The 14,475-nt window shown below is 68.5% G+C and carries 20 protein-coding genes and 1 pseudogene; 8 read left to right on the top strand and 13 right to left on the bottom strand.

Going from position 1 to position 14,475, the window contains the following annotated elements; all coding sequences use genetic code 11:
- Positions 1-199 precede the first annotated feature (199 nt).
- Positions 200-400 carry a hypothetical protein gene (locus SCI24_RS17805; protein ID WP_318726648.1) on the top strand — a complete coding sequence of 67 codons (201 nt, stop codon included), beginning with the start codon at positions 200-202 and terminating at the stop codon, positions 398-400.
- A 96-nt stretch (positions 401-496) separates the two neighbouring features.
- Here SCI24_RS17805 and SCI24_RS17800 read toward each other — a convergent pair whose 3' ends face one another.
- Positions 497-1,309, bottom strand: coding sequence for a Tim44-like domain-containing protein (locus SCI24_RS17800; RefSeq protein ID WP_318726647.1), 813 nt, complete (start codon positions 1,307-1,309; stop codon positions 497-499).
- Between the two features lie 109 nt (positions 1,310-1,418).
- On the opposite strand from SCI24_RS17800, the gene SCI24_RS17795 reads away from it, so the two are divergent.
- Positions 1,419-1,997, top strand: coding sequence for an isochorismatase family protein (locus tag SCI24_RS17795; protein ID WP_318726646.1), 579 nt, complete (start codon positions 1,419-1,421; stop codon positions 1,995-1,997).
- 4 nt (positions 1,998-2,001) lie between these two features.
- On the opposite strand, the gene yaaA is transcribed toward SCI24_RS17795, so the two are convergent.
- On the bottom strand, positions 2,002-2,781 hold the full coding sequence (gene yaaA / locus SCI24_RS17790; protein WP_318726645.1) for a peroxide stress protein YaaA: 780 nt from the start codon (positions 2,779-2,781) through the stop codon (positions 2,002-2,004).
- 114 nt (positions 2,782-2,895) lie between these two features.
- On the bottom strand, positions 2,896-3,927 hold the full coding sequence (locus tag SCI24_RS17785; RefSeq protein ID WP_318726644.1) for an NADP(H)-dependent aldo-keto reductase: 1,032 nt from the start codon (positions 3,925-3,927) through the stop codon (positions 2,896-2,898).
- 221 nt (positions 3,928-4,148) lie between these two features.
- Between SCI24_RS17785 and SCI24_RS17780 the strand changes: the two genes are divergently transcribed.
- Together SCI24_RS17780 and SCI24_RS17775 are read left to right on the top strand one after the other, a co-directional pair.
- Positions 4,149-4,679, top strand: a complete 531-nt coding sequence (locus SCI24_RS17780) for a tetratricopeptide repeat protein (RefSeq protein WP_318726643.1) — start codon at positions 4,149-4,151, stop codon at positions 4,677-4,679.
- 51 nt (positions 4,680-4,730) lie between these two features.
- A complete protein-coding gene (locus SCI24_RS17775; protein ID WP_133637511.1) occupies positions 4,731-5,231 on the top strand; it encodes a hypothetical protein in 501 nt (166 codons plus the stop codon).
- A 12-nt stretch (positions 5,232-5,243) separates the two neighbouring features.
- On the opposite strand, the gene SCI24_RS17770 is transcribed toward SCI24_RS17775, so the two are convergent.
- The 7 genes from SCI24_RS17770 to SCI24_RS17740 form a co-directional block, all read right to left on the bottom strand.
- Positions 5,244-5,798: a TIGR00730 family Rossman fold protein gene (locus SCI24_RS17770; protein WP_318726642.1), complete on the bottom strand. Its 555-nt coding sequence runs from the start codon at positions 5,796-5,798 to the stop codon at positions 5,244-5,246.
- Between the two features lie 113 nt (positions 5,799-5,911).
- A complete protein-coding gene (locus SCI24_RS17765; protein WP_318726641.1) occupies positions 5,912-6,034 on the bottom strand; it encodes a hypothetical protein in 123 nt (40 codons plus the stop codon).
- Between the two features lie 44 nt (positions 6,035-6,078).
- The gene (locus tag SCI24_RS17760; protein ID WP_318726640.1) at positions 6,079-6,600 is read right to left on the bottom strand and encodes a DUF501 domain-containing protein; all 522 of its coding nucleotides are present in this window, start codon (positions 6,598-6,600) and stop codon (positions 6,079-6,081) included.
- Complete coding sequence (locus SCI24_RS17755; protein ID WP_318726639.1) at positions 6,572-6,898, bottom strand: hypothetical protein; 327 nt, start codon at positions 6,896-6,898, stop codon at positions 6,572-6,574. The genes SCI24_RS17760 and SCI24_RS17755 overlap by 29 nt, the downstream gene beginning before the upstream one ends.
- Before the next feature lie 68 nt (positions 6,899-6,966).
- Positions 6,967-7,437 carry a Cys-tRNA(Pro) deacylase gene (gene ybaK / locus SCI24_RS17750; RefSeq protein ID WP_318726638.1) on the bottom strand — a complete coding sequence of 157 codons (471 nt, stop codon included), beginning with the start codon at positions 7,435-7,437 and terminating at the stop codon, positions 6,967-6,969.
- A complete protein-coding gene (locus SCI24_RS17745) occupies positions 7,434-7,841 on the bottom strand; it encodes a thioesterase family protein (RefSeq protein WP_318726637.1) in 408 nt (135 codons plus the stop codon). The genes ybaK and SCI24_RS17745 overlap by 4 nt, the downstream gene beginning before the upstream one ends.
- 59 nt (positions 7,842-7,900) lie before the next feature.
- On the bottom strand, positions 7,901-8,725 hold the full coding sequence (locus SCI24_RS17740) for a hypothetical protein (protein ID WP_318726636.1): 825 nt from the start codon (positions 8,723-8,725) through the stop codon (positions 7,901-7,903).
- Positions 8,726-8,775: 50 nt separating this feature from the next.
- On the opposite strand from SCI24_RS17740, the gene SCI24_RS17735 reads away from it, so the two are divergent.
- Entirely contained in the window at positions 8,776-9,117 is a 342-nt protein-coding gene (locus SCI24_RS17735) for a hypothetical protein (RefSeq protein ID WP_318726635.1), read from the top strand.
- Between the two features lie 7 nt (positions 9,118-9,124).
- On the opposite strand, the gene SCI24_RS17730 is transcribed toward SCI24_RS17735, so the two are convergent.
- On the bottom strand, positions 9,125-9,556 hold the full coding sequence (locus SCI24_RS17730) for a hypothetical protein (protein WP_318726649.1): 432 nt from the start codon (positions 9,554-9,556) through the stop codon (positions 9,125-9,127).
- Positions 9,557-9,599: 43 nt separating this feature from the next.
- Here SCI24_RS17730 and SCI24_RS17725 point away from each other — a divergent pair, with 43 nt between their 5' ends.
- Positions 9,600-10,781, top strand: a complete 1,182-nt coding sequence (locus SCI24_RS17725) for a PatB family C-S lyase (protein ID WP_318726634.1) — start codon at positions 9,600-9,602, stop codon at positions 10,779-10,781.
- A 208-nt stretch (positions 10,782-10,989) separates the two neighbouring features.
- On the opposite strand, the gene SCI24_RS17720 is transcribed toward SCI24_RS17725, so the two are convergent.
- Positions 10,990-11,928, bottom strand: coding sequence for a tetratricopeptide repeat protein (locus SCI24_RS17720; RefSeq protein ID WP_318726633.1), 939 nt, complete (start codon positions 11,926-11,928; stop codon positions 10,990-10,992).
- 76 nt (positions 11,929-12,004) lie between these two features.
- On the opposite strand from SCI24_RS17720, the gene SCI24_RS17715 reads away from it, so the two are divergent.
- A complete protein-coding gene (locus SCI24_RS17715; RefSeq protein ID WP_318726632.1) occupies positions 12,005-12,790 on the top strand; it encodes a DUF3750 domain-containing protein in 786 nt (261 codons plus the stop codon).
- A gap of 150 nt (positions 12,791-12,940) precedes the next feature.
- Here SCI24_RS17715 and SCI24_RS17710 read toward each other — a convergent pair whose 3' ends face one another.
- Entirely contained in the window at positions 12,941-13,531 is a 591-nt protein-coding gene (locus SCI24_RS17710) for an OmpW/AlkL family protein (RefSeq protein ID WP_318726631.1), read from the bottom strand.
- A 498-nt stretch (positions 13,532-14,029) separates the two neighbouring features.
- On the opposite strand from SCI24_RS17710, the pseudogene SCI24_RS17705 reads away from it, so the two are divergent.
- Positions 14,030-14,401 (top strand): annotated as a pseudogene (locus SCI24_RS17705) (ISAs1 family transposase); the annotation flags it as partial.
- Positions 14,402-14,475: the final 74 nt, after the last annotated feature.

Here is a 14,475-nt window from a genome sequence, read left to right as displayed (position 1 = left end):
GCCTCCCCATGCGAGAGTAGGTCATCGTCAGGCACCTATCCCGAAAAGACCCCGTGTTCGAAAGAGCACGGGGTCTTCTCGTGCCTGGCATTCGCGCCGTTACACGATGTTGCAAGCCGGAGTGGAAAGGCCGTCTGCCAGCGGCTAGGGTTTGCCTGCACGACCCCAATGGATCTGGATGTCTCAGAAGGAGATGAGCATGAAGAACACCATGATGCGCAAGTTGGGCCTGGCCCTGTTGATCGCCATGCTCGGTGCCGGCCTGGCGGCCTGTGAGGAGGAGCAGGGGCCGGCCGAGGAGGCGGGCGAGAACATCGACGAGTCCATGGAAGAGATGGGTGAAGGCATGGAGGAGATGGGCGAGGAGATGGAGCAGGCTGCCGAGGACGCCCAGAACTGATCGCCCACTACTGGTGGTTGAAGCTGGGGCAGAAAACAGGAAAGGCCGGGCAAGTTGCCCGGCCTTTCTCGTCTTGGCCTGCCACGCCGTGGGGCGTCAGGCGCCGGGGTTCTGCTCGATCCCCTGCAGGTACCAGGGCGCACCGTCGCGCAGCTGGCGGGTCAGGTGCCAGGTCTCGTTGAACTCGTTCTCTTCCCCGTTCTCGGCGATGATGCCGTGGAAGATCACCGTGGCCTCGGCCTCCTGGCCCACCTCCCGGATGTCGCCGAGTTCGGCGAACAGCCGCACGATCTCGGTGCGATTGTTGGCCGGCTGCCGGTCACGCTCCTCGCGCAGCAGGTTGTAGAGCTCCGGGGTCACGTACTCCTGGATACCGGCGAAGTCGTTGTTGTCCCAGGCGCGCTGCAGGGTCATGAAATGCTCCTTGGCGCCGCCGAGGAAGCGTTCCCGGTCGAACCACTCGGGCTCCGAGGTGAAGGCGGCCCCGCCTCCCAGCGGTGCCTGCTCGGCCTGGAAGCGATGGGGCCCGGCGGTGGCATCCGGCTGGCCCGCACCACCGGCCACGACCGGCCGGCGGCGGGCCAACAGCTTGAAGAGCAGGAAGGCCACGCCGGCGACCAGCAGGATGTCCATCAGGCGCAGTTCGTCGAAGGCCCCACCGAAGAAGAGTGCGGCGAGCAGGCCGCCGGCGAGCAGGCCACCGAGCATGCCGCCCATCCGTGAGCCGGGGCGCGCCTGCGTGGCGCGGTTGCCGGCGGCCTGGTTCTGGGTAGCCGCGGGCTGCTGTTGCACGGTGCGGGACTGGCTGCCGAAGCTCTTGCCGCCACCCAGGCGGCGGGCATCGGCATGGTCCACGGCCAGGCCGAAGCCCAGCACGCCAACCACGAGCATGACGAGAAGGTGACGCATCGGGGAGTTCTCCATCGGGGAAGGGGGCAGAAAGGGTCGGAAGCGTCCATTCTAGCGGCTATGCTGGTCAGCCACGACAACTAACGCATAAAGAGAGAGGAAGCCGCCGATGCGCCTGACGCGAGAGAAGAGCCTGCTGCTGATCGTCGACCTGCAGGCCGGCCTGCTGCCGGTGATCGAACATGGTGACCAGGCGGTGACCGAAGCTGCCTGGCTGGGCGGGATGGCCGGCGAGCTCGAGGTGCCGGTGTGGGTCACCGAGCAGTATCCCGAGGGGCTGGGAGGCAGCGAACCGAGGCTGCTCGAGGCGCTGCCGGCGCACCGCCTGTGGCACAAGGTCCACTTCGATGCCCATGCCGAGCCGGCCTTCGCCGAGGCCATGGCCGCCGGTGATCGTCGCCAGGTGGTGCTGTGCGGCACCGAGGCGCATATCTGCGTGATGCAGACCGGCCTTGGCCTGCTCCAGGCGGGCTACGAGGTCTACTGGCTGGTGGAGGCCTGCGCCAGCCGTCGGGCCGGCGAGGCCCGGTTGGCCAAGGAGCGGATGGTCCAGGCCGGCGCGGTGCCGGTGAGCGCCGACATGGTCGCCTACGAGTGGCTGAACCGCTGCGACGACGAGCGCTTCAAGCAGGCCCACCGCCGCTTTCTGAGGGGCCGCTCGGCACGCCCCCTGGTCTTTACCGGATAGCCCCTCAGGCGGCGCCCTCGGCGCGGGTGAAGACCAGGGTGTCGCCCTCGCTCATCGCCGGGTTGTAGGCATAGCCCGCCACGTCGAAGTCCTTCAGGCCCTCGGGGTCATCCAGTCGCTGGCGGATCATCCAGGCGGCCATCAGGCCGCGGGCCTTCTTGGCATAGAAGCTGATGATCTTCAGCTTGCCGTTCTTATCGTCCTTGAACACCGGGGTGATTACCCGCGCCTCGAGCCGCTTCGTGTCGATCGCCTTGAAGTACTCGTTGGAGGCCAGGTTGACCAGCACCGGGCTGCCGCTGGCCGCCACGGCGCGGTCGAGCTCCGCGGTCAGGGTCTCCTTCCAGAAGGCGTAGAGGTCCTTGCCCGCGGGGTTCTCCAGACGAGTCCCCATCTCCAGGCGGTAGGGCTGGATCAGGTCCAGGGGGCGCAGCAGGCCGTAGAGGCCGGAGAGGATGCGCAGGTGCTCCTGGGCGAAGGCGTTGTCCTCGTCGCTGAAGGTGGCGGCCTCGAGCCCCACGTAGACGTCGCCCTGGAAGGCCTGGGCGGCGGGCTTGGCGTTCTCGGGCGTGAAGGGGGTGTGCCACTCGGCGAAGCGTGCGGCATTGAGCCCGGCCAGCTTGTCGCTGATGCCCATCAGCTCGCTGAGCCGCTGGGGCGAGTAGTCGCTCAGGATCTCGATCAGCTCGCGGCTGCGGTCCAGATGGTCCGGCTGGGTGTGCAGGGCCGTGGTGGCCGGGGTCTCGAAGTCCAGCGTCTTGGCGGGCGAGATCACGCTCAGCATTGGGGGCGCTCCTGTGCCTGAAGGGATATGGCCTGATGGCAATGCGGGCCAGTATACCAAGCGTCCCGGGGGCGAGGGGCTATCGGGGTGATAGCCCCTCGCGTCGCCGTCGGCTCAGGGCGCGGGGTTGGGGATGCGCCGATGTACGGCCTCGATGGCCTCCAGCACTTCGTCATCGAGCCGCAGGGACTCGCTGGCCAGGTTGCTCTCCAGCTGCTCCATGGTGGTGGCGCCAATGATGTTGCTGGTCAGGAAGGGGCGGGAGTTGACGTAGGCCAGGGCCATCCGGGCGGGGTCCAGGCCATGGTCGCGGGCGACCTGCACGTAGGCCGCTGTCGCCTCCTCGGCCAGCGGGTTGGTGTAGCGCTGGAAGCGCTCGAAGAGGGTCAGCCGGGCGCCGGCGGGTCGGGCGCCGTTCAGGTACTTGCCGGAGAGCATGCCGAAGGCCAGCGGCGAGTAGGCCAGCAGGCCCACCCGCTCGCGGTGGGCGATCTCGGCCAGCCCCACCTCGAAGCTGCGGTTGAGCAGGCTGTAGGGGTTCTGGATGCTGGCGACCCGCGGCAGGCCCAGGGTGTCGGCCAGGTGCAGGGCGCGCATCACGCCCCAGGGCGTGTCGTTGGAGAGCCCGATGGCGCGTACCTTGCCGGCATCCACCAGCTCCTTGAGCGCCGACAGCGTCTCCTCCAGCGGTGTGGCCTCCTCCTCCTCGTCAGGCTCGTAGCCCAGCCTGCCGAAGAAGTTGGCCTTCCGGTCGGGCCAGTGCAGCTGGTAGAGGTCCACGTAGTCGGTCTTCAGCCGGGCGAGGCTCTCGTCGATCGCCTGGTGGAGGTGCTCGCGAGTCAGCCGCGGGCCGCCGCGGATATGCTCGAGGCCGGGACCGGCGGCCTTGGTGGCGATGATCACGTCATCGCGACTGCCGCGCCGCTTCAGCCAGCTGCCGATATAGGCCTCGGTGCGTCCCTGGGTCTCGGCCACGGGGGGCACCGGATACATCTCGGCGGTGTCGATGAAGTCGATGCCGAAGGCCACGGCACGGTCGAGCTGCTCGTGGGCCTGTGCCTCGCTGTTCTGCTCGCCGAAGGTCATGGTGCCGAGGCACAGGCGGCTCACCTCGATGCCGGTATCGCCTAGCGGTCGCGTCTGCATCCGTCACTCCTGGCAGGACTGCTGAAGGGGTTGAGCCGGTAGGTTAGCGGGGCCCGGGCGGGGCGGCAAATCCCGGGGTTGAGTCACCGCCGGGGCGAGCGTATGCTTGCCTCCCCGTTGCCCCGGCGGAGTCCGCAGGGCCACCGTTTTCGCAGGGAGCATTACCGGCCACAGGAGGTGGCCGGTATCGTTTCCGCACCACTGGACGCAGGGTTGTTGCCATGCCAGAGGCATCCTCACTGTTCACCCGGCTCGAGTACCGGCTTGCACAGCAGCTGTTCCATACCCGCTGGCTGCCCCGCTCGCCGCGTACCCAGCGCCTGACCATGCACCTCTTCCAGCGCTGCGCCGATGCCGGGCATCCGGCGGCGCTGTCGCAGTATGGTCATATGCTCTTCCACCGCGGCGTCAGTCCCCAGGACAAGGCCCGCGGGGCGCGGTACGTGCTCGAGGCGGCCCATGCCGGAGATGCCAAGGCCCAGTACCAGGCCGGCCAGATCCACGAGCATGGCTGCGCCCAGTATCCCCGCCGCGACGACCATGCGGTGACCTGGTATGCGCGGGCCGGCGAGGCGGGCCACCCCCTGGCGGCCACCCGCCTGGCCCACGCCTACCGCAACGGCGAGCTGGGGCTGCCGGTGGATGTCGAGAAGGCCGGCCACTGGCAGGCCCTGGCCGACCGCCTGGCCGGGCTTGCCGGTTCGCTGGACTCTGGTGCGCTGGACAGGGCCGAAGACGAGACGCGACACTAGTCGCTCATCTCTCCCTGCCATCGGCCATCTCGACCAAGGACTCTCCCGCCCGTGACGCTACCCACACTGCTGGATATCGAGGCGTCCGGCTTCGGGCGCGGCAGCTACCCCATCGAGGTCGGCCTGGCCCGCGCCGATGGCAGTACCTGCGCCTTCCTCATCCAGCCGCTGGCCGAGTGGACGCACTGGGACCCCAAGGCCGAGCTGCTGCACGGCATCAGCCGTGGTCGGCTGCAGCGCGAAGGCTACCCGGTGCGCCAGGTGGCCCGCTGGCTCAATGACGAGCTGGGGGAGGTCGGCATCGCCTACAGCGACAGCTGGGGCTACGACAACACCTGGCTGTCGCTGCTCTTCCACCATGCGGGCATGCTGCCAGCCTTCCGCCTCGAGGCGCTGCGCATCCTGCTCAGCGAGGGGCAGCAGGCCCTGTGGAGTCGCACCAAGGAAGCCATCATCCGCGAGCAGGGCATCCACCGGCACCGCGCCGGCGAGGATGCGCGCCTGCTGCAGCTCACCTACCTGCGCACCCTCGAGCTCGCCGCCGGCGCCTGACGCCATGGCGGGTCAGCCGGCCGTGGCCAGCCGGCTCTCCAGCGCATCCAGCAGCTCGTCGGGGTCGGTGGCATCCATCAGCTCGGCCCGGGTGTGGCCGTTGAGGAAGCCGTGCTCCACGGTGCTGTCCAGGAAGGCCAGCAGCGGGGCATAGAAGCCGGCGGTGTCGAGCACGCCGATGGGCTTGTCGTGCAGGCCCAGGTAGTGCCAGGTCCAGGCCTCGAAGAACTCCTCCAGGGTGCCGATGCCGCCGGGCAGCACGATGAAGGCATCGGCATGGGCCGCCATGCTCGCCTTGCGATCGTGCATGTTGCGGACCCGCACCAGCTCGGTGAGGCCGTGGTGTGCCTGCTCGCGCTCGACCAGGTGGTCGGGCATCACCCCGATGGCCTCGCCGCCGGCCGCCATCACGGCATCGGCCAGCTCCCCCATCAGGCCGACGCGGGCACCGCCGTAGACCAGGCCGTGGCCGCGACGGGCCAGCTCGGCACCGAGCCGGCGCGCCGCCTCGAGGAATTGCGGGTCACGGCCCTCCCGGGACCCCAGATAGACGCAGAATCTCGACATGTCTTCCTCCTTGGCAAGCACTCATGCTAGCGACCACGCGGGGGAGTCGAAAGCCTGGAAACGCCAGGGGCGCCGAAAAGGCGCCCCTGGTGGTGCGATGCAAGCCGGCCGGCTCAGCGCGTGCCTGCGGCATCGCGCTTCATGGCCTGGCGCAGCAGCTTCACGCCCACGCCGGTGATGACGAGCATGCTGGCGATCAGTCCGAGACTGGCAATCACATGGGTATCCAGGTACATCCGGGGTTCTCCTAGGGGTGGTCAGGGAAGGGGGCTTGTCGGGGTCAGGGCAGGCAGTCGGCTATCCCATAGTGCTCATCGAGCCACTGGCCGATGACGTTCTCGCCGCAGAGGTGGTGGGCATACTGGGTGTGCAGGCAGCGCACCTGGTCGCGGTTGGCGATGCCGCCGATGCCGCGCTCGGTGAGCACTCCCTCGTAGCCCAGGCGGGTCACCTCGGCCTTCTGGGCCTCGCTCATGTAGGCCCAACGGGCCGCCACGTAGGCGTCGTGGCTGCGGTGGTAGGCGGCCAGGAAGTCGGGGTCCTGCTGCAGGCGAGTCTCCAGCTGCTTGATCACCCCGGCGGCCTCGATGTGCGAGATCTCGACCTTGAGGCGCTGGGAGCAGAGCCAGTAGAGCGTCGGGAAGGGCTTGCCGTCGACGATGGGCGCCATGCGCAGTACCAGCGGTGTGCCCTCGCCGTCGGTGGCGGCCAGGGCCTCGATGCCGCGGGGCGCGCGGCCGAGCTGCTCGGCGATGATGGCCAGCTGCCGTGCGTCAGGGGCCAGGTCGGTGCGGATCACCATCGTCTTCGTCCCGTACGAACTTGTTCGAGTGCCCCACGGCGAGGAAGAAGGCACGGTTGAGTTGCTCGGGGCTGGGGACGTAGCGCCACTCCCGCTCGCAATACTCGCCGGCCCGCGCCATCAGCACGTCATGGAGGCGATTGAACGGGGCATCATAATCGTAAGGGTCGGCACCGAACAAGCGGATGTGGGGATAGTCGGCGAAGCGCGCGATGAAGTAGCGCTCCAGGTCGGCCTCGACGGCGCGATGCCGGGGCGTGTCGTCCGGGTCCAGCCAGAGGGTATAGCGAATGGCCATGGGGGCTCCCGTCGGTGGATGGCGGTCCTGTTGAGACACCGTAGACCGGGCTTCGGCTCGGCGGCGATTCAGCGCCGTGCCAGGGCGGCGAGGCGGGCCCCGGTGAGGCGCGCCAGGTCGTCCGGGGCCAGGCAGATCTCCAGCCCGCGGCGGCCGCCGCTGACGTGGAGGGTCGTGAGGCGTTCGGCGCCGGCATCGAGGAAGGCGGGCAGGCGCTTGCGCTGGCCCAGCGGGCTGATGCCGCCGACCACGTAGCCGGTGGCGCGCTCGGCCTCGGCGGGGTCGGCCAGGCTGGCCTTGCGGCTCCCGGCCGCCCGCGCCAGGGCCTTGAGGTCGAGTTGGGCGGAGACCGGCACCATGGCCATCACCAGGCGACCATCGTCGAGTCGGGCGAGCAGGGTCTTGAACACCGCGTCGGGCGAGAGGCCCAGCGCTCGGGCGGCCTCCTCGCCATAGGCGGGGCTGCGCGGGTCATGGTCGTACTCGGCCAGTGTGAACGCGACGCCGGCCTTCTCGAGGACCTTCACCGCGGGGGTCATGCGTCCGCCGGCTCCGCCTCGAGGTGAGCCTCGAGGGCCTCGCGCAGCTCGCCCTCGATGGGGATGGCCTTCTTGGCCTCGTGGTCGAAGTGCACCATCACGGTATGGCCGAGGTTGGTGAGCTGGCCGTCCTGGCGCGCCTCCTGGCTCACCGTGAAGGAGCTGTTGCCGAGCCGCGAGACATAGGTGCGGATCTCGATCTCGCGACCGTACTGCAGCTCGGCCCGGTAGTCGACCTCCATGCGCGCCATGATCAGGCGCCACTTGCGCGGGTCCAGATCCGGCGTGAAGAGCCGGAAGAGGTCGTTGCGGGCCAGCTCGAACCAGGCCGGCAGCCGGGTGTTGTTGACGTGGCCCAGGGCATCGGTGTCGTAGAAGGCGGGCTCGATGGTGCGGGTGAACATCGGGGAGGGTCCTCGTGATCCATGTCGGCCTGACAGCTTTGCCCCGAGCAAGCGCTCGGTCAAGTCCCGGCGCGTGGTCTTGCCGCCAGGCGAGCGGCCCGCCAGGCCAGCAGGCGGGTCCAGGCCAGCAGCCAGGCGGTGGCGACGGCGAAGCCGACGAGGGTGCCGAGCACCAGCCCCAGGCTGTCGTAGGTCAGCGAGACGCACAGGGCGTACCAGAGCAGTGCGCCGAGTCCGGCCGGGTAGTGCTTTATCACCGTGGCCACCGGGGCGGCGCCGTGGGTCAGGTGCAGGATCACCAGGAAGGGGTACATGGTCACCGGGAAGGCGGCCATGACCCCGGCCCAGGCGGCCGGCATCACGTGGGCGAGGCCGGTGATCAGGAAGATGATCCCGGCGGCCAGGGCGGCCCGCAGGCCCAGCGCTGCCCAGCTGAAGCCGCCGCGGGCGCCGGTCGCGGTTTCCGGTACCCGGCGGTAGAGCCGGATGAAGAGGATGATTGCCGCCAGGGTGGTCAGGGTGCCGGTCAGGCGGGTGAACTCCACCTGGGTCAGCAGCAGGCTCACCGCCAGCCAGGCGACGAGCCCCCCTGCGGTGCCGGCGAGCACGCCGGCCAGGCCGTCGCGGCGGGCGCAGAGCAGGTAACCGCCGCCCAGCGCCAGGGTAGCCGTGAAGCCGGCCAGGGTGTGCACGGCACTCTGGGTAGCAAAGGCCGGGGAGATCTCCAGGCCGATGAAGAACAGCGCGATGGCGGTGCCCAGCGGGTAGCCGGCGAGCAGGCCGGCCACGCGGGTGCTGACCCGTTCGGCGATCACCGAGAGGCCGAGCACCACGCCGATCGATACCAGCAGCTTGGCCAGCTGCCAGCTCAGGGGAACTTCCATCCTGTTTTCCTTATCCTTTCGGGTGTGTCCTGGAATATCGGGAGGCCTGCATGGCCGGTCATGACCTCACGCCCCCGCCGCGTCCCGAGGCCTGCGAGCTATGCGGGCGCGCCGCGCCGCTGACTCGCCACCATCTCATTCCGCGGGCCCTGCACGGCAAGGCCCGCTACCGGCGACGCTTCGACCGGGCGGAGCGGCTCACCGCCATCCTCTGGGTCTGCCACGCCTGCCATAAGCACCTCCATGCGGTGCTCGGCGAGCGGGAACTGGCCGAGCATTATCGCAGCCGGGAGGCGTTGATGGCCCATCCCCAGATCCAGACCTTCGTCGCATGGCTCTCCACCAAGCCCGCCGGTTTCCGCCCCAAGAAGCGGGCGACACGGCGGCGCTAGTCGGTCGTCAGACCAGGCGCAGTCCCTTGAGGTCGGTCCAGGCGGCCGTGAGGGCGGCGGCCAGCGGCTCGCGAAGGTGCTCGGGCAGTGCCTGCTCGGCGGCGGCGAGGTCTTCGAAGTCGCGGTTGCGCAGCCAGCAGTAGGCCCAGGCGCAGGCCTCGTCGTCACTGGCCGGCAGCGGCCGGGCCGGCATCTGCACCAGCAGGAAGGTGGCGGTGCGCGCCGCCCAGAGAGGCGGCTCCTCGCCGTCGGGGCGACTCCAGCTGGCGAGGGTATCACCATCCGGGGTCTGCTCGGGGAGGCCGATCCGGGTCACCCGGGCGGTCTCGGCGAGCAGCAGCGCCAGGCGGTCGGCATCGCCCTGGCCGAGGGTCAGCCACTGGGCGGCCAGGGCGGGCAGGCCGCGGCGTACCTTGGCATAGAAGCCGTCTTGGGGCATGGTCTCGTTCATCTTGCTGGCCTTATGGGATCGGGAACTGCACATGGACTTCGATTTTGCCACGCCCGTCGAGCGCCGCCACCCGTCGGGCGGCGACTGGCCCTCGCAGAAGTGGCACCGCTACGGCGATGAGGTGCTGCCGCTGTGGGTCGCCGACATGGACTTCGCCTCGCCCCCCGCGGTCATCGAGGCCCTGCGGGCCCGGGTCGAGCATGGCGTCTTCGGCTATGGCCTGGTGCCCGACTCGCTGCGCGAGACCCTCTGCGCCTGGAGCACCGAGCACTATGGCTGGGCCATCGAGCCCGGCTGGCAGCTGTGGCTGCCGGGGGTGGTGCCGGCACTGCACATGGCGAGCCTGGCGCTGACCGAGCCCGGGGACGGCGTGCTGACGGTGACGCCCATCTATCCGCCCTTCCTGCGGGTGGCCGAGCGCACCGGGCGCCAGCCGCAGCAGGCGGCGATGCGCCCCCCGGCCGCACCCGGCGAGCCCTGGCGGTTCGACCTCGCGGCGCTGGAGGCGGCGATCACCCCCGAGACCCGGTTGCTGCTCTGGTGCCATCCCCACAACCCCACCGGTCGGGTATGGACCCGCGAGGAGCTGGCGGGGCTGGCGGAGCTGGTCGAGCGTCACGACCTGTATGTGGTCTCCGACGAGCTGCACTGCGACCTGCTGCTCGACGAGGGTGCCCGCCATGTGCCGCTGGTGGCCGCGTTCCCGGAGCTTGCCTCGCGCATCCTGACCCTCTGGGCGCCGTCCAAGACCTTCAACCTGGCGGGGCTCACCACGGCCTGCGCGGTGATCCCCGACGCCGGCCTGCGGCGACGCTTCTTCGCCAAGGGCATCAAGGGACTGACGCCCGATGGCAATGTCCTGGGGCTGGTCGCCGCGGAGGCCGCCCACGCCCATGGCGAGCCATGGCGGCAGGCGCTGCTGGGCGTGCTGCGCGGTCATCGCCAGGCGCTGGTCGAGCGGGTGGCCGGCTGGCCCGGCGTGGCCATGAGCCCGCCCGAGTCCACCTACCTGGCCTGGCTGGATCTTCGCGAGGCGCGAGCGCTCGAGGGGCTGGAGGGGGCGCCGCAGCGACTGCTGCTCGAGCGGGCCGGCGTGGCGCTCTCCGACGGCGCCGACTTTGGCTGGCCGGGCTTTGCCCGCCTCAATTTCGGCACCACGGCGACCCAGCTGGAGGCGGCCCTGGGGCGGCTGGATGGCGTGCTGCGCGGGTGAGCGTAGCGCGCTCACCAGGCCTGCGAGGTTCTTGTAGGAGCGGTCGGTTCGACGCTTCGACTTGCACCGCGAAATACGCCAGGGGAGGCCTACGGCCTCCAATCGCGCAGGCGAGCCGGAGCGCCGGACCGTGTGCTCCTGCACCCATCACCTACCCCAGTTCCTCACCCTTACGGCTTAAGGCTTAGAGCTCCCGGCGCAGCCGGGCTCAGTAGAGCAGGGCGAAGAGCTTGCGGCGGTAGGCGACCGTCAGCGGATGGTCGGCGCCCAGGGCATCGAAGACCTGCAGCAGGGTGCGGCGGGCGGCATCGTCGCCGTAGGCGCGGTCGCGCTTCATCAGCGCCAGCAGGGCATCCAGGCCGGCCTCGTAGTGGCCGTCGGCCACCTGGCGCAGGGCGCGCTTGTAGTGGGCCTCGCTGTCGTCGCGGCCCTCCAGGGCGGCCAGCTCCTCCGCGGAGGGGGCCTGCTCGCCGAACTCGATGCTGGCGCGCACGCCGCGGGCCGGGGCGGCATCGCGCTCCTCCGGGGGGAGGTTGTCCAGCAGGGCGCGGGCCTCCTCGGCCTGGCCATCGGCCACCAGAGCGCGGGCCAGCTCCACCTGGTAGGGATAGTGCTGGGGATACTGCTGCACCAGCTCCTGGTAGATTTGCCGGGCGGTGGCGGCATCGCCGGCGGCCAGGGCCTCGGCGGCCTGGTCCTCGGGGCTCTGCGGGGCCTCTTCCGGCGCCGGGAAGTAGCGTCCCAGCCACTCGCGTACCTGCTTCTCGGGCAGGGCGCCCTGGAAGTGGTCGACCAGGCCGCCCTGGCTGATCAGCTTGACGTCAGGCACCGAGCGCACGCCGAGCTGGCCGGCGATCTCCTGGTTCTCCTCGATGTTGAGCTTGGCGAGAATGAAGGCTCCCTGGTACTCGCGGGCCAGCTTCTCGAGGATCGGCATCAGGTTCTTGCAGGGCTCGCACCAGGGGGCCCAGCAGTCGAGCAGCACGGGCACCTGCATCGAGGTCTCGAGCAGCTGCTGGATATTGCTGGCGTCGACGTCGATGATCATCTCGGCGTTCTGGCCGCCGGCAGCCGGCGCCTCGGCAGTCTCGCCGGCGGAAGTGTCGTCGGTGAGGGGCTCACCGGTGCGGGGGTCGACGATGGGCATGATCGCTAGCCTTGCGTGGGGATGAATTTGCTGTACAGATGCGGGTGATCGCCCGCGACTTCAAGGGGAACGGCCCATGGTAGGACGAATTCTGCGTATGACCGCCGGGCTGGCGGTGATGCTCGCCCTGCTGCTGGCCGGTCCGCTGTGGATGCTGGCCACCGAGCGCGTGGAGGGTCGTGGCCACTGGTCCACGGCCGATCGTGCCCCGGCCGGCCTGGCCCCGCCCGCCGCCGAGGGCTCGGGGGCGGTGGTGCAGCTCTATGCGGCCAGGGCCTGGGGCTGGCGCGGCGCCTTCGGCGTGCATACCTGGATCGCCACCCGGGAGGCCGGGGCCGACGCCTGGCGGATGTATCATGTGCTCAGCTGGCGCCGTCCGGCCCTGGAGTCCCGCTCGACCACCACGCCGGACCGGGCCTGGTACGGCAGCGAGCCGGTGCTGCTCGCCGACTACCGGGGCGAGGCGGCGGCGCGGCTGATTCCCGGGATCGAGGCCGCGGTGACGGCCTACCCGGTCCCCTCGACCTACCGTGCCTGGCCGGGCCCCAACAGCAACACCTTCACCGCCTGGGTGGTCCGCGAGGTGGAGGGTCTCGAGGCGACGCTGCCGGTGACCGCGGTGGGCAAGGACTACCTGCTCGACGGTGTGCTGGCCGCAGCGCCGGGCGGGCTCGGCCTTACCGCCTCGCTGGGCGGCCTGCTGGGGCTGACCCTGGGACGCGACGAGGGGCTCGAGATCACCCTGCTGGGCCTCGCACTGGGGGTCGACCCGCGGCGCCCGGCGCTCAAGCTGCCCGGCATCGGCCGGCTGGGCATGGCGCCTCTCATCAAGGGGCGAGGGGAAGGCAGCGGGGGGAGCTGAGTCCGCAAATGGAGAAAACCGATGACTTTCCCGGGGTGATGGCGCTCAGGGCCATAACATAAAAAGCCGAGCGTCCTGTAGGGAAGCTCGGCAAGCTATTGATCGTATCTCTACAGAAGCTGATACAGGGCTGGGCTTTCTCAAGCCTCGTCAGAAACGGAAGGTAACACCGGCGCCAATGGTCACGGGGTCGAGCTTCACTTCGCCGATGCTCTCTCCGTTGTTCTCCACTTCGGCATCGATATCCGCGTAGCTGGCATAGCCGGTCGCGCTGATGTGATCGGAAAGCGACAGATCCACGCCGATCTGTCCCATCACGCCGTATTCATCGTCGATCTCGAGGTTGTAGGGATCGACCTCATCCAGGCTGGAGTAACGCGAATAGTTTACGCCCAGGCCGACGAAAGGCTGCACGCGGGCATCGGCAATGCCGCCCAGCGGGTAGTAGTTCATCAGCAGGTTGACGGGCATGCGGTCGACGCTGCCCAAGTCGTTGCCGGCCAGGCCGAAGTCGTGATCCACGGGCTCACCGAGGCCCAACTCCACTCCGAAATTGTCGTGGAAGAGGTAGCCGCCTGCCAGGGAGAAGCCCCTTTCATCGGAGAAGTTGTCGGTGACCACATCGGCCTTGTCGAAGCCGGCACGGAGATAGATATCGCCGGCCTGATAGGCCATCACCGCCTGGCTGGAGAACGTCGCGCCGGCGACAGCAGCGGCGGTGAGGAGTGTGAGCTTGCGCATGAGGGTCCTCCTGGGAGTCCAGCCCGGTATCTCAGGCTCGTAGGTATGGGCAATCCATTAGCAAGCGCAGTATAAGAAACACTGTTTACTTTTGCCATCTCTAAAGTATGAAACAGCTAATGCGCGTGGTCTTGTAAGAAAAGGCTTACATCGATGTATGACATTGGCTAACGATTCGTGCCGAGGTCATCCTTGACGCCTGGCCACGCATTCCGCTGAAGTGGCTGATCCAGAATTGCGGGTGGTCGCTAGCAGGCTCACCGCATAGAATGGGCCACCGTTTACGTCGGATTAGATACATCGCTGCAGGATGTGGCGATGCAAGCTATTGATTTTCAAGGGCAAGGGAAGGCGTCCGGAAACAATCCCTCGGCGGTAGCGTGCCTGGCTGTTTCCTCAGGGAAAACGCATGAAAAACCGCTCTACGACGGGCTTCGTAGCGCTTTACCAGTAGGAGCTAATGTGGTCATCTAGCAGCTTTTGCTCATGGATGACCCGATGCTGACACCGTCGCTTATGCACCATTTATCGATCGTTCCCGACTTCCGCCAGGCGTGGAAAGTACAGCATCAGCTATCAGATATCCTGTTCCTGACGGTCTGTGCGGTGATCTGTGGTGCTGAGGGTTGGGACGAAATCGAAGATTTTGGCCACGCGAAGCTCGATTTTCTGCGCCAGTACGGAGATTTTAGTGCTGGCATCCCCAGTCACGACACCTTGGCCAGGGTCATGGCCCTGGTGAATGCCGAGCAGCTGCAAAGCGCGTTTGCTGAGTGGATGAAGGCCTGCCATGACGTGACGGAAGGTTCGGTAGTGGCCATCGATGGCAAGACGCTACGCGGGTCGTACTGCCGAGGGAAGGGCAAAGGTCAGGGAAAACGCATGAAAAACCGCTCTACGACGGGCCTCGTAGCGCTTTACCAGTAGGAGCTAATGTGGTCATC

The organism is Halomonas sp. (genome assembly GCF_033549285.1).
Classification (GTDB): domain Bacteria; phylum Pseudomonadota; class Gammaproteobacteria; order Pseudomonadales; family Halomonadaceae; genus Halomonas.
Note: the sequence above shows the minus strand (reverse complement) of the source record. Positions and strands in the feature narration are given on the sequence as shown.

Bases quoted from the DNA above. Each gene is read 5' to 3' on its own strand.
- SCI24_RS17805 (WP_318726648.1), top strand. From the start codon at position 200: ATGAAGAACACCATGATGCGCAAGTTGGGCCTGGCCCTGTTGATCGCC.
- SCI24_RS17800 (WP_318726647.1), bottom strand. From the start codon at position 1,309: ATGCGTCACCTTCTCGTCATGCTCGTGGTTGGCGTGCTGGGCTTCGGC.
- SCI24_RS17795 (WP_318726646.1), top strand. From the start codon at position 1,419: ATGCGCCTGACGCGAGAGAAGAGCCTGCTGCTGATCGTCGACCTGCAG.
- yaaA (WP_318726645.1), bottom strand. From the start codon at position 2,781: ATGCTGAGCGTGATCTCGCCCGCCAAGACGCTGGACTTCGAGACCCCG.
- SCI24_RS17785 (WP_318726644.1), bottom strand. From the start codon at position 3,927: ATGCAGACGCGACCGCTAGGCGATACCGGCATCGAGGTGAGCCGCCTG.
- SCI24_RS17780 (WP_318726643.1), top strand. From the start codon at position 4,149: ATGCCAGAGGCATCCTCACTGTTCACCCGGCTCGAGTACCGGCTTGCA.
- SCI24_RS17770 (WP_318726642.1), bottom strand. From the start codon at position 5,798: ATGTCGAGATTCTGCGTCTATCTGGGGTCCCGGGAGGGCCGTGACCCG.
- SCI24_RS17765 (WP_318726641.1), bottom strand. From the start codon at position 6,034: ATGTACCTGGATACCCATGTGATTGCCAGTCTCGGACTGATCGCCAGC.
- SCI24_RS17760 (WP_318726640.1), bottom strand. From the start codon at position 6,600: ATGGTGATCCGCACCGACCTGGCCCCTGACGCACGGCAGCTGGCCATC.
- SCI24_RS17755 (WP_318726639.1), bottom strand. From the start codon at position 6,898: ATGGCCATTCGCTATACCCTCTGGCTGGACCCGGACGACACGCCCCGG.
- ybaK (WP_318726638.1), bottom strand. From the start codon at position 7,437: ATGACCCCCGCGGTGAAGGTCCTCGAGAAGGCCGGCGTCGCGTTCACA.
- SCI24_RS17745 (WP_318726637.1), bottom strand. From the start codon at position 7,841: ATGTTCACCCGCACCATCGAGCCCGCCTTCTACGACACCGATGCCCTG.
- SCI24_RS17740 (WP_318726636.1), bottom strand. From the start codon at position 8,725: ATGGAAGTTCCCCTGAGCTGGCAGCTGGCCAAGCTGCTGGTATCGATC.
- SCI24_RS17735 (WP_318726635.1), top strand. From the start codon at position 8,776: ATGGCCGGTCATGACCTCACGCCCCCGCCGCGTCCCGAGGCCTGCGAG.
- SCI24_RS17730 (WP_318726649.1), bottom strand. From the start codon at position 9,556: ATGCCCCAAGACGGCTTCTATGCCAAGGTACGCCGCGGCCTGCCCGCC.
- SCI24_RS17725 (WP_318726634.1), top strand. From the start codon at position 9,600: ATGGACTTCGATTTTGCCACGCCCGTCGAGCGCCGCCACCCGTCGGGC.
- SCI24_RS17720 (WP_318726633.1), bottom strand. From the start codon at position 11,928: ATGCCCATCGTCGACCCCCGCACCGGTGAGCCCCTCACCGACGACACT.
- SCI24_RS17715 (WP_318726632.1), top strand. From the start codon at position 12,005: ATGGTAGGACGAATTCTGCGTATGACCGCCGGGCTGGCGGTGATGCTC.
- SCI24_RS17710 (WP_318726631.1), bottom strand. From the start codon at position 13,531: ATGCGCAAGCTCACACTCCTCACCGCCGCTGCTGTCGCCGGCGCGACG.